11 protein-coding genes are annotated in these 13820 nt (G+C 31.8%); 7 read left to right on the top strand and 4 right to left on the bottom strand.

All coding sequences use genetic code 11. The features are described from left to right. The first annotated feature begins 3 nt into the window (after positions 1-3). From Q0870_RS03545 to Q0870_RS03555, 3 genes are all read left to right on the top strand, one after another. Positions 4-1362 carry a biotin/lipoyl-binding protein gene (locus Q0870_RS03545; protein WP_298551145.1) on the top strand — a complete coding sequence of 453 codons (1359 nt, stop codon included), beginning with the start codon at positions 4-6 and terminating at the stop codon, positions 1360-1362. Further along, positions 1359-2762, top strand: coding sequence for a TolC family protein (locus tag Q0870_RS03550; RefSeq protein ID WP_298551146.1), 1404 nt, complete (start codon positions 1359-1361; stop codon positions 2760-2762). The genes Q0870_RS03545 and Q0870_RS03550 overlap by 4 nt, the downstream gene beginning before the upstream one ends. 143 nt (positions 2763-2905) lie before the next feature. Next, complete coding sequence (locus tag Q0870_RS03555) at positions 2906-3739, top strand: alpha/beta fold hydrolase (RefSeq protein WP_298551148.1); 834 nt, start codon at positions 2906-2908, stop codon at positions 3737-3739. Positions 3740-4088: 349 nt separating this feature from the next. Here Q0870_RS03555 and Q0870_RS03560 read toward each other — a convergent pair whose 3' ends face one another. Both Q0870_RS03560 and hemN read right to left on the bottom strand, forming a co-directional pair. Then, the gene (locus tag Q0870_RS03560) at positions 4089-4922 is read right to left on the bottom strand and encodes a universal stress protein (protein ID WP_298551150.1); all 834 of its coding nucleotides are present in this window, start codon (positions 4920-4922) and stop codon (positions 4089-4091) included. Positions 4923-5008: 86 nt separating this feature from the next. After that, complete coding sequence (gene hemN, locus Q0870_RS03565) at positions 5009-6373, bottom strand: oxygen-independent coproporphyrinogen III oxidase (RefSeq protein WP_298551152.1); 1365 nt, start codon at positions 6371-6373, stop codon at positions 5009-5011. Positions 6374-6496: 123 nt separating this feature from the next. Here hemN and Q0870_RS03570 point away from each other — a divergent pair, with 123 nt between their 5' ends. After that, positions 6497-7066, top strand: a complete 570-nt coding sequence (locus Q0870_RS03570) for a superoxide dismutase family protein (RefSeq protein ID WP_298551154.1) — start codon at positions 6497-6499, stop codon at positions 7064-7066. A gap of 163 nt (positions 7067-7229) precedes the next feature. Next, positions 7230-7943 carry a hypothetical protein gene (locus Q0870_RS03575; RefSeq protein ID WP_298551157.1) on the top strand — a complete coding sequence of 238 codons (714 nt, stop codon included), beginning with the start codon at positions 7230-7232 and terminating at the stop codon, positions 7941-7943. A 718-nt stretch (positions 7944-8661) separates the two neighbouring features. Here Q0870_RS03575 and Q0870_RS03580 read toward each other — a convergent pair. Next, complete coding sequence (locus Q0870_RS03580) at positions 8662-10020, bottom strand: pyridoxal-phosphate dependent enzyme (protein ID WP_298551159.1); 1359 nt, start codon at positions 10018-10020, stop codon at positions 8662-8664. 161 nt (positions 10021-10181) lie between these two features. Further along, complete coding sequence (locus Q0870_RS03585; RefSeq protein WP_298551161.1) at positions 10182-11417, bottom strand: FtsX-like permease family protein; 1236 nt, start codon at positions 11415-11417, stop codon at positions 10182-10184. An 8-nt stretch (positions 11418-11425) separates the two neighbouring features. Between Q0870_RS03585 and Q0870_RS03590 the strand changes: the two genes are divergently transcribed. Together Q0870_RS03590 and Q0870_RS03595 are read left to right on the top strand one after the other, a co-directional pair. After that, positions 11426-12679, top strand: a complete 1254-nt coding sequence (locus Q0870_RS03590) for a DUF1343 domain-containing protein (RefSeq protein WP_298551163.1) — start codon at positions 11426-11428, stop codon at positions 12677-12679. Further along, a complete protein-coding gene (locus Q0870_RS03595; RefSeq protein ID WP_298551165.1) occupies positions 12676-13743 on the top strand; it encodes a serine hydrolase domain-containing protein in 1068 nt (355 codons plus the stop codon). The genes Q0870_RS03590 and Q0870_RS03595 overlap by 4 nt, the downstream gene beginning before the upstream one ends. Positions 13744-13820: the final 77 nt, after the last annotated feature.

The raw sequence follows: 13820 nt of genomic DNA on the forward strand, positions 1-13820 counted from the left end.
GTTATGCTCAATATATCTCATAACCAGTTAAATAAAAAAATAGACTTATCCACTTATAAGTCTGGAAAAAACATCATGAATGTTAAGTATTACAAATACTTTAACAGGTTTTTACTAGCTGCCGCAATTATAGGTTTTATTGTATTATTTTTACCATGGACCCAAAACATAACAGGGCAAGGTATTGTAACAACTTTAAAACCTAATCAGCGTCCTCAACACATTCAATCTCAAATCCCAGGACGTATTGAAGAATGGTATGTGCAAGAAGGTGATGAAGTCAAAAAAGGCGACACCATTTTAAGAATTTCTGAAGTAAAAAGTGATTATTTTGATGATAAATTAGTTGAAAGAACTAACGATCAGATCCAAGCAAAATCATCTTCTGTTACTGCTTATGTAGGTAAAGTTGATGCTTTAAATAGGCAGATTTCCGCATTACGAAATGAACAGAAATTGAAGATGGAGCAAACCAGAAACAAATTAATGCAATCGCGATTAAAAGTAAAAAGTGATAGTATAGATTTACAAGCTGCAAAAACAAATTCAAAAATTGCAGAAACGCAGTTTAATCGTATTCAAACATTACAAGAAGAAGGTTTAAAAGCAGTAAAAGATGTTGAGGAAAAACGCTTAAAATTACAAGAAACTCAGGCTAAACTTATTTCGCAAGAAAACAAATATTTAGTCAGTCAGAATGAAGTTATAAATGCTCAGCTAGAATTATCAAGAACTAATGCAGTTTTTGTCGATAAAATTTCAAAAGCTCAAAGTGATATGTTTACAGCACAATCTAGTAGCTATGATACACAAGCTCAAGTCTCGAAACTAGAAAATGCATCTACAAATTATAAACGACGTAGTGACTTATTATATGTTAAAGCACCACAAAGTGGGTTTATAAATAAAGTATTAACTGGTGGTATTGGCGTAACCTTTAAAGAGGGTGCAGAATTAGTAGGTATTATGCCCACAAAATATGATTTGGCTGTTGAAACTTTTGTGCGTCCAATTGATTTACCATTATTACATATTGGAGAAGAAGTGCGAGTACAATTTGATGGATGGCCAGCTATTGTATTTAGCGGATGGCCAAATGTATCTTACGGAACTTACGGTGCAAAAGTAGTTGCTATTGAGCGCTTCATTAGCGATAATGGTAAGTATAGAGTATTACTAGCACCAGATGAAACAGACCATGAATGGCCAGAAGCCATACGTGTGGGTTCTGGTGCAAAAACTATTGCCCTGCTAGAAGACGTACCAATTTGGTTTGAATTATGGCGACAAATTAACAGTTTTCCTCCTAACTATTATCAACCTGAGGGCAGTAAAACGGCCTTAAAAAAAGATAAAAAATGAGAATCATTTTAGTAAACATAGCACTATTAATTAGTGGTTTAGTTTCTGCTCAAGATTCAACCTCGGTTATTACACTTTCAGAATACTTAGGGTATGTAAAGTCTTTTCATCCTATTGTTAAGCAAGCTAATTTGGTTATTAAAGAAAGTGAAGCTAAACTCATGAAAGCTCGTGGTGCTTTTGACCCTAAATTGGAAGTTGATTATGACAGAAAAAAATTTAAAAACACAGAATATTACGACAGACTTAATGCTTCATTCAAAATACCAACTTGGTTTGGCTTAGAGATAAAAGGAAATTTTGAAGAGAATACAGGCGACTTTTTAAACCCACAAGCCATAGTTCCAGAAGATGGATTGTATAGTGTAGGCGTATCTGTTCCTGTTGCCCGAGGATTACTAACCAACAAGCGCATGGCTACCTTAAGGCAATCAAGATTATATGTAAAACAAGCCCAAGTTGACAGGCAATTACTAATCAACAATATTTTGTATGATGCCACAGTAACCTATTTTAATTGGCTTAAAACATATAATGAAAAGCGCGTTTACGAAGATTTTTTAACCAATGTTAAAGTACGTTTTAATGGTATAAAAAAGAGTTATGAAGTTGGCGACAAACCAGCCATTGATACGCTTGAAGCTAGAATAGCTTTAAATAACAGACGCTTAAATTTAGAAAAATCTAGAATCAAATTTGTAAAATCGTCATTGGAACTTTCCAATTATTTATGGTTAAATAATAACACACCCATTGAAATTCAAACTGGTGTCATTCCAGATATAAATACTTTTGATACTATCGATTTAATATTAAATACCTCCGGATTAGATATCGAAAACTTTAGTATTGAAAATCATCCAAAATTGCAATCTTTAGATTATAAATTTAAGAGCCTGGATATTGAAAAACGTTTAAAACTGAATAATTTATTACCCCAAATTGATTTGCAATACAACTTTTTATCGCAAACACCAGAAATAGCACGTTCGTTTAGCACATCGGCATATAAAAGTGGTGTAAATATTAGTTTTCCTTTGTTTTTAAGAAAAGAGCGTGGCGATTTGAAATTGGCAAAACTAAAGCTACAAGACATCAAATTTGACATTCAAAACACAAAAGTAAGTCTTAAAAATAAGATTGCTGCTATTAGCCAAGAATTGGATTCATATATTTTGCAAAACGATTATACAGATACAATAGTAAATGATTATTCAAAAATGTTATCTGCGGAAGAGCGCAAATTCTTTTTAGGCGAAAGTTCTCTATTTTTAGTAAACTCTCGAGAATCAAAACTTATAGATGCTAAATTAAAAGCTATTGATATTGAGAATAGTTTTTTTAAAACCAAAGCTAATTTGTTTAATATATTGGCTCTTTCGGAAATCCAATTAAACTAGCCATCAATATATTAGATTACTTGACATTGTAAAAAGTTTCTGCTAATTTTGTTTAACGTTGGATATAAAACTCCCTGTACTGAACTTGTTTCAGTATTAAAACAATTTCATATCCGTGAAACATTGCTAGTCATTAGAAAAAAATGAACAAAATTGAGATAAAATATAATTCTGAAACATTATCAGCAACTTTATTTGATGATAATAGCAGCGAGACTGTTTTAATTATTGCTTCAGCAACAGGTGTAAAGCAGGAGTACTACAGTGAATTCTCTAAATTCGTTGAAAACAATGGAATAACAGTTATCACATTTGACTATAATGGTATAGGTCATTCTTTAAAAAAACCCATCAAAGAGTTAAAAACTGATGCTGCAGATTGGGGCAGTAATGATTTAGAGAGTATAATACAATATGTAATAAATAACTATCCAAAATCAAAGAAGGTAATTATAGGACATAGTATTGGAGGACAACTAATTGGTCTTGCAAAATCATCTAATAAATTAGACAAAATAGTTTTAATCGCAGCACAATCAGGTTACTGGAAATACTGGAAAGGAATTGAAAGAATAAAAATGTGGTTGAATTGGTATATTCTTTTTCCATTTCTTGTTTTGACTTTTGGTTATCTTAAATCTAAGAAAATTAGTGGCATGGAAAATTTGCCAAAAAATGTAGCTAACCAATGGAAGAATTGGGGAAAGAATAGAGATTATATTTTTAGTGATAAGTCTATTAGTGAAACTTTCTATGAAACAATAGAGACAAATATAACGGCTTATAGTATAGATGATGATGACTTTGCCCCGAAAGAGGCAGTTAAATGGATGACCGAGAAATATAAGAATGCAAAAATAAAATCAGTACATTTAAATCCAATTGATTTTCAAACCAATAAAATTGGACATTTTGGAATATTTAAAGACCGCTTTAAAAATACAATTTGGACTCAAATTTTGAACGAAATAAAATAACGAACTGCCAAAAATGTATATAAAAATAGGCGAGTTAGTGCAATAATCAAAACTTTCAGTTCATATCAAATTTTTTGTTTAACTAAAAAATTAGTGCTCCGAAATCGCTTACTTTTCATATACTAAACGTTAAACGAACTCCTCCAAAAACAAAGCAACTTTCAATTAAAAAAATTAAGCCAGCTAATATGCCCACGTTAACAGTAGTAATGAAAAGCCCAAAACCTGACTTAAAAAGTGTGAGAACTTGTAACGAATCGTCTACCCCCCCCACTTTTTTGGGTAACGCACAAATAATTTAAAATTCTTATTAGTTTTTTAAATAAATTTATACCTGTGAGATGACAAATTAAATTTTAAAAGTCATAACCGGTAATGTGGAATGGTTTGCCACGTCTTCGCCAATACTGCCTTCAAAGAAATGGGCCAACCCTTTTCTACCATGTGTTGGCACAATTACCAAATCTGCACCTATTTTATTAGCACAGCTTAAAACACCTTCCTCAACGCTATAATCGGACACGTAATGCACATCTTCCATTTTATCTAAACTACGTTCGGCTTTTGTAAAAAAGTTAACCACACGTTTTTCTATTTCTAAAGAGCTCTTAAATCGTTCATTAGGTAAGTTTACATGTACTAAATACAGTTTTGCTTCTGTTTTGCTGAACATATTCATTGCTTTTAAATAGGACTCAATCGTTTCTTCTGAGAAATCGCAGGCAAAAGCAACAACATCAAAATTTACGTTTGGCATATCATTTTTTACAACTAATACAGGAATATTGGCATGACGCACCACACGCTCGGTATTTGAACCGATAAAAAATTCTGCAATACCAGTTGTGCCTTGAGAACCCATAACTATTAAATCTGCATTGTGCTTTTCGGCTACATCATTAACTTCACTAAACACCTTAAAATGTTTAATGATTGGGGTTATTTTTATATCATTTAGAAAATCTCTTTTTAAGAAATTTTTAAATTTTTGCTCTGCCAATTGAAGGAAGAATGCTGCTTTTTGATTCTGAAGTCCATCGGATGCCGTCAACATAATGTCGGACATTTCTAGCATGTGTAATGCAATTAGCTCGGCATCATATTTTTGGGCAAGTTTTGCAGCTGTTTTTAATGCATATCCTGAGTGCTCAGAAAAATCTATAGGTACAATGATTTTTTTCATGATTTCTTTTTTTTAGATTCTCAATTTCTCGAGAATGACAATTTTAAAGGTAACATCGATTTTAAAAATCGATGAATTTATTTTTATTAAACAGTCATTGAAAACAATTGCGTATCTGGCAGCTTTCTTTGCAATAACAAATCAAACGCCATACATATATTTCTAACGAATGGCTGACCCTTTTTGGTTACTTCTATTTTATTAAAATGCATTAGTAGTAACCCATCTTTTTCCATTTCTTTTAACCGAATTAAAACGTCTGGCAACTCCTCAAAATAGAGAGTATCTATGGTCCAAGAAGTTTCAAACTGACACATTAGGTTGAGTATATGCTTCCTAATTACTAAATCTTCATTATTTAAAACATGCCCTCTATAAACAGGAATAACATTATCGTTTAACAAATTATAATAACTTTCTATGTCTTTTACATTTTGAGAAAAACCATACCAACTATCGCTTATTGAAGACACTCCTAACCCAATCATAGCTTGTGTTTTTGATGCCGTATATCCCATAAAATTCCTGTGTAATTCACCATTATTCATAGATTCATAAAGCGAATCTGTTGTTAAAGCAAAATGATCCATCCCTATTTCCTTATAACCAACCTGAGCAAGTAATTGCTTTCCTAATTCATACTGGTTTCTTTTTAATGCTGCAGATGGTAAATCGGCATCATCAAAACCACGTTGCCCATTTCCTTTTATCCAAGGTACATGAGCGTAACTGTAAAATGCCAACCTATCTGGCAATAATTCTTTTGTCTTCAAAATGGTTTCTTCAACATGCTTTAATGTTTGAAATGGTAACCCGAAAATAATATCGTGCCCTATAGAAGTATATCCTATTTCTCTTGCCAATTCTGTAGCTTTCTTAACATTCTCAAAAGGCTGAATTCTATGTATTGCTTTTTGAACAGTTTCATTATAGTCTTGTACACCATAGCTTACTCGTCTAAAACCAACATCATAAAGGGCTTGTAGATGTTCGCGAGTCGTATTATTTGGATGACCTTCAAAACTAAATTCGTAATTCTCAGCTCGTGTTGCTTGCCCGAAAATTCCATTAATTAACAATTTCAAATTTTCTGGACTAAAAAAAGTAGGTGTACCGCCACCAAGATGTAACTCTTTTATAATTGGCTTTTCATCAAACAGTGCTAAATATAAGCGCCATTCTTTCAATACCGCATTTATATAGGGCGATTCTACACCATGTTGCTTGGTAATTCGTTTATTGCATCCACAGAATGTACATAGACTTTCGCAAAACGGTAAATGAATGTAAAGACTTATGCCTTCTTCCGAATTGCTTTCTTTAAAAGATTGTATTAAAGAAGATTTCCAGTTTTTTAAAGAAAATGTTTCGTTGTTCCAATACGGAACCGTTGGATAACTCGTATAACGAGGTCCTGCAATATTATATTTATTGACTAATGATCCTAACATACCTGACTATTATTATTCAAAATTATACCAATAGATTAAATTAAAATATGACATATATCATGCCCATTCTTGCAATTCATTTATTAATCCCTTAACTTTCGAATAAATAAAAACTCCTGAAAAATGAAAAAATTAAGCTTCGTATTAATAGCCCTAATCATAAGTACAACGTCTTGTAAAAAAGAAAAGAAAGAAATAAAAACCGTTGAAACTGAGGTTATCGAAACGGCAGTTGTTGCTCCTAAAAAGGTAAAAATCTCTTTAAGCGCCAAAAGCGATAGTAATGTAAGCGGTAATGTGGTTTTTAAAGACGTAGAAAACGGCGTTAGTATGACTGCTATAATGAGTGGATTAACACCAGGTCAGCACGCTATTCATATACATGCGTCTTCTGATTGTTCTTCTCCTGACGGGAAATCTGCTGGCGGTCATTGGAACCCAACAGCTCAACCACATGGTAAATGGGGTGCAGAAACTGGTTACCATAAAGGCGATATAGGTAATTTTACTGCTGATGAAAATGGCCATGGTACAATTTCTTTCACTACAGACGAATGGTGCATTGGTTGTGGCGACGAAACAAAAGACATACTTGGTAAAGGTGTTATCGTTCACGCTGGTACTGATGACTTAACATCGCAGCCTTCTGGAGCTGCTGGAGCTCGTGTAAGCTGTGCTGGTATTATTCAGTAATATAATCTTATTTTTATGGTTTTTCTTTTTATCTATTGCTAGAACACGAAAGTGTTTGCTTGAAATGTGGTTTGAAATATAGAATTTCACAATTCTAAAATACAAGAATTTTCTTTCGTTTTTTTAATATATTTGTAATACAAAAATCTATCTTTTTACTTATATGAAGAAAAAACTATTACTGCTGATAACAACCTTAATAACTATTAATTCTTATTCTCAAATTACTTTTGAAAAAGGATATTTCATATATGACTCTGGTTTGAAGGTTGAATGTTTAATTAAAAATATTGATTGGTCAAACAATCCTTCTGAATTTGAATACAAACTATCTGAAGATTCAGACCAAAAAAAAGTTACAATTAAAACCATTAAAGAGTTTGGCATTTATAATGCTTCACGATATCAAAAAAGTAAAGTAAAAATTGATAGATCTAGTGAAAAAATAGGCGATTTAACCTATAACAGAAAACCAATACTAAAAGAAGAAGTTCTTTTTTTAAAAGTATTAATTGAAGGTAAAGCCAATTTGTACGCTTATAAAGACGGCAATTTAAATCGTTTTTTTTACAATATTGAAGCTTCTAATATTGAACAATTAATTTTCAAAAAATACAAAAACAACGAAAACGACATAAAGAAAAACTCTAGGTATAAACAACAACTATGGACTGATTTGCAATGTACTAATCTTAAAATGAGTGATATTGAAAGTTTAAAATATAAACAAAATAGTTTAATTGATTTTTTTTCTAAATATAATGAATGCGAAAACGCTACTTTTAAAAGCTATGAAAAAAACAAAGAAAAAGATTTATTTAATTTAACTCTAAGACCGCGTTTAAATAGTTCCTCTTTAAGCATCACTAAAAACTAGTAGTTTTGGTTTTCCAAGTAATAGTTCTGTATTTACAGACTTTGAAAATCAGTCGAGCTTTGGATTTGGGATTGAAGCAGAATATATTTTACCAATTAATAAAAACAAATGGGCTGTAGCAATTGAAACAACTTATCAAAATTTTAATGCTGAAACAACAACAATTAATGAGAATTTTCTAGGAGGGAAAACAATAACAATATCGAAAATAGAATACAGCTCTATAGAAGTTCCAGTAAGCTTAAGGCATTATTTTTTTCTCAATAACAATTCAAAAATTTTCGCAAATGCTTCTTATGTTATAGATTTTACTTCCAATTCATTTATAGAAACTAGACGAGCTAATGATGCAATTATAAACAATTTAGAAATTATTAGTGATTTCAATTTAGCAATTGGTTTGGGCTACAAACATTATGACAAATACAGCATTGAAATAAGATACCAAACAGATAGAGCTCTTTTAGTAGATTACCTTTTTTATAGTTCTAAATATAAGTCTCTCTCTTTAATATTTGGATATTCCCTATTTTAAATTAGAAAATCATGAAGTATTCTTAAATGAATATTTTAGTTTAATAAATAATATTCCACATTATTATATTGCGAATTATTTAGGAATAACACTACAGCTTTGATATATTTAATTTTGATGAATCAAAAACAAAATTTTTAGAACCCGATTTAGTTACGTTTTATTAAATATTAGTGATTTATACTATAACGCACTAATAATATCATACTTAGTGATAATTTGGTAATTACCATCTTCTAGCTTTACCATTACCGCATTATTTTCTTTATTAAATAATTTGGATATGGCTTCAATTGGTGTGTTTTTATCAACTATTGGGAATGGTTTATGCATCACCTCTTTAATTGGTAAATCTGAAATATCCTTGTTTTCGATATACTTTCTTAATAAATCTGCTTCGTCAATGGCACCAACAAACCCTGTAGAATCTTCAACTGGTATTTGAGATATTTTATGCGCTTTCATGCGCTCGATAGCATGAGACACTAATTCTTCAGTTTTTACTGTAACTAATGTTTTTTCTGAATGGCTTGCCACAAGATCTGCAGCTGAAGTAACCTCATCTTCTATAAACCCACGTTCTCGCATCCACTCATCATTAAACATTTTACCTACATAACGACTGCCGTGGTCATGAAAAAGTACAACAACAACATCATCTTTAGTAAAATGTTCTTTAAGTTGAAGAATGCCTTTTATAGCTGCCCCTGCAGAATTACCTAGAAACATACCTTCTTCTTTGGCTAATTTTTGAGTATAAATTGCTGCATCTTTATCGGTTACTTTTGTGAAGCCATCAATAATGCTGAAATCGACATTTTTTGGAAGAATATCTTCGCCTATACCTTCGGTTATGTATGGATAAATTTCGTTTTCATCAAACTCACCAGTTTCATGGTATTTTTTAAATACAGAACCATACGTATCAATACCCCATATTTTAACGTTTGGGTTTTGTTCTTTTAAATATTTACCAACACCTGAAATGGTGCCACCTGTGCCGACACCTACCACGAAATGTGTTATTTTACCATCCGTTTGTTTCCAAATTTCTGGGCCTGTACTTTCGTAATGCGCCAAGGCATTACTTGGATTGTCATACTGGTTTACATACCATGAATTAGGAGTTTCTTCGGCAAGTCTTTTGGATGTTGAGTAATATGATTTTGGGTCTTCTGGCTCTACATTTGTTGGGCAAACAATTACTTTGCTGCCTACTGCACGCAGGATATCCATTTTTTCTTTGCTTTGCTTATCGCTAATTACACAAATCATTTTATAGCCTTTTACTATGGCTGCTAAGGCTAATCCCATTCCTGTATTTCCTGAGGTGCCTTCTATTATAGTTCCGCCTAGCTTTAAACTTCCATTGGCTTCTGCATCTTCTATCATTTTAACAGCCATTCTATCTTTTGTGGAGTTTCCTGGGTTGAAGGTTTCGTATTTTGATAACACTAAACAAGGTAAATTTTTTGTTAGTTTATTAAGTTTTACCAAAGGTGTATTACCAATGGTTTCTAGTATGTTTTTTGCGTAATCCATAGTATATCTGTATGTAACCAAAAATACTAAAAAGCTAGTTGGTATATGTTAAAAGTTAGTTATTATATGCGTTAGGGATTACAGTGAAAAGCCCACAGTAAGTTACGAACGAGGACTTGTAACGGAAAGCCAGACCCTTGTGGTAACGCCCAAAAAATAAATTAATCGAACCTAATGGCTTTTACTGGTGATATTTTTGTTATGATGTACGATGGTACTAATAGCATGAGTAAACACAAGATTAACGTACCAATATTTAAGGCTAAAATATACCCAAAACTGATGTAAACTGGTGCTTCGGTTACATAATACACACTTGGATCTAGTGGAAATAGCTTGAAGTACTTTTGGGCAAATAACAGACCTAAACCTGAAATATTACCCCATAATAAACCTAGTAGTATAAGATATGATGCGTTGTATAAAAAGAGTTTACGGATGCTCCAATTGCTACTTCCTAGGGTTTTTAAAACGCCTATCATTCTGGTGCGCTCTAGTATTAAAACAAGTAAGGCGGTTATCATGTTAATGCCTGCTACGAGTATCATGATGCCAATAATTCCGTAAATATTTTTATCGAAAATTTTAATCCATTCGAATATGGAATAATATCGGTTTGTGATGGTTTGAGAATCTAATAAAGAGGAAATATTTTGATGTATTTCTACTCCCTTTTCATCAAGTTCATCATAATCATTAATGAAAACCTCAAAGTTGCCCACTTGGTCTTTTTTCCATCTATTGATACGTTGTAAGTGACGAATATCACCAATAAGATATTGCTTATCTAATTCTTGAAACCCTGAATTATAAACTCCAACAACGTTATACGTGATGATATTAGGTAGTTTTTCTGGGTCGTCTTTAGGAAATACCATTTGAAAATTATCGCCTATATTAAAGTTTAACCGATTTGCTAGGTATTTAGAAATCAAAACATCTTCATTTCGTTTTTGCGAATAATCTGGTAGCTTGCCTTCAACAAGAAATTCTTTAAAATATTTCCAGTTATAATCTGCGCCTACGCCTTTTAAATAAATGCCTTCAAAATCGCTTTCGGTTCGGATAACCCCAAATTTTGAAGCGACACCTTGTACATGTTTTACACCTTCAACTGTTTTAAATTCTGGATAGAAATCTTGACTTTTAGAAATGGGAAATACACTTTCTTGCGAGTTGTTACTATCATAATTTGTTATGGTAACATGCCCATTAAACGCCACTACTTTATCGCGGATTTTTTGTTGTAAACCAATACCTGTAGCTATGGCAATCATCATTACCACAATTCCAATAGCAATTGCAGCGATACCAATTTTTATTATTGGTGCCGATATACTACTTTTATACGCTTTACTACCAATAATGCGTTTAGCTATAAAAAACTCGTAATTCAAAGTATACTATGCCGTTTAATGTTTTCAAAAATACAGTTTTATTATTTGTTTTAGTCATGATTTCTTGTGGAAGTAAAGGGAAGTCTGAAGCTAGAAGTGCGAAGCTTGAAGCAGAAGATGTTTTGAAACAAGGTGTGATTGATAGTTCCTTGATTGTTGGCGCTAATAGAACTAAAATGTATTTGCCTTTATTAAAAGGAAAACGGGTTGGTATAGTCACTAATCAAACATCAGTGATTTTTAAACTGAAGACGGATAGTAAAAACTTCACACACTTAGTGGATTCTTTAATTGCTTTGAATGTTGATATAAAAAAAGTTTTTTCTCCCGAACATGGGTTTCGTGGAAAAGCTGATGCAGGTGAACTAGTTAAAGATGGTATTGATACAAAAACTAATTTACCAATATTTTCTCTTCATGGGAGCAGCAAAAAACCATCAAAAGAACAGCTAGAAGGTTTGGATATTATAATTTTTGATATTCAAGATGTAGGTGTTCGATTTTACACTTACATTTCTACATTACATTATATTATGGAAGCTTGTGCTGAACAAGATATACCAGTTTTAATACTAGACAGACCAAATCCTAACGGGCATTATGTTGATGGCCCTACTTTAAAGATTGAAAATAAGAGTTTTTTAGGAATGCACCCTATACCTCTGGTGCATGGCATGACTATTGGTGAATATGCACACATGATTAATGGGGAAAAATGGTTAAACAATGCTCTAACATGTGAAATAACTATTATCCCTATTAAAAATTACACCCATAAAACACCTTATAGTTTGGCAATTAGACCTTCACCTAACTTACCAAACGATCAATCCATAAAATTATACCCTAGTCTTGGACTTTTTGAAGGCACCAATATAAATGCTGGTCGTGGAACAGAATTTCAATTTCAAAGATATGGTGCACCATTTTTAAATAAAGATGCTTATAAATTCAACTACACACCTGTGGCAAATTTTGGAGCCAAACATCCTAAACATAAAAATAACATTTGCTATGGTAAAGACTTAAAAGATGAAGTTATAAATGGTGTTATGACACTTAAATGGGTCATTGATGCCTATCAAAACGCAACAGATAAATCATTATTTTTTAATACTAAAAACTTCACAACTCATGCCGGAACAGATAAGTTACAGCAACAAATTGAAGTCGGTTTATCTGAAACTGATATTAAAACTACTTGGGAAAATGATTTAAAAAAGTTTAAAAAAACAAGAAAAAAATATTTACTATATCCGTGAAACATATCTTAGCATCATTAATTATATTTTTAACTTCTGTTGGTTTTAATTTTAGCTCGGATATAACATCTACCGATTATAAAATTAAAACGGTTAAGAAAAAAGCCAAAAAGTTTTTACGACAACAAAAGATTCCTGGAATGTCTATTTCCATATCGCAAAATGGTGAACTAATTTTCTCAGAAGGGTTTGGTTATTCTAATAGAAAGCCCAGAACAAAAGTAAATCCAAGCAAAACACTTTTTAGAATTGCTAGTATATCAAAATCTATTACCGCTTTAACACTAGCAAAATTAATCGATAATAAAATTATTAATTTAGGTGAAAGTATTTATAATTACCTTCCAGATTACCCAAAAAACAATTATGATTTTACTGTTAAAGAATTGGGCGGACACCTAGCTGGAATAAGGCATTACAAAGGCAACGAGTTTACCTTAAACAAAAAAATATCAATCTCTGAAGGTATAGACTTATTCAAAAACGACTCGTTATTATTTGAGCCATCAACACAATTCTCATATAATACTTTTGGATATGTTCTTTTGAGTGAAATTATGCAAAAAGCTTCTAAAACAGAATTTAACTCTTTGGTTAAAAATTCTATTTTTAAACCTTTAGAAATGACTCATACTTTTTTAGATGATTCTGAATTAGACTCTCCAAACAAGACTATGTTTTACAAAAACAAACGCACACTTTCAACACCTGTTGCCAATGAATATAAAGTGGCCGGTGGTGGTTTCTTATCAACTTCTGAAGATTTAATAAAGTTTGGAGAAGAAATTATCTCGCCAAAAATAGTCTCGAAAAAAGCTTTGTCAGAAATGATAACTTCTCAGAAGTTAAAATCGGGAAAAATAACAGGTTACGGTATTGGTTTTTCTGTAGAATGCACAAAAAACAATACACACAAATATTATCATACTGGTGGCGGTGTTGGTGCTTCTACTATTCTTCTAATTTATCCTAAAGAATCTATTGTTATTTCTGTTTTAACAAATCGCTCTGGTGTTAATATGGAGGTATTTGGGAATATACTCGAATCCATTTTTATTAATTAAAAGAGTTCGCTTATAACTTTGTTAAAGAAAAACTAACCTAATTATTCAGCTAAAAGTTTACTTTTACAATCTATTAT

It is taken from the genome of uncultured Algibacter sp. (assembly GCF_947487575.1).
Lineage (GTDB): Bacteria > Bacteroidota > Bacteroidia > Flavobacteriales > Flavobacteriaceae > Algibacter_B.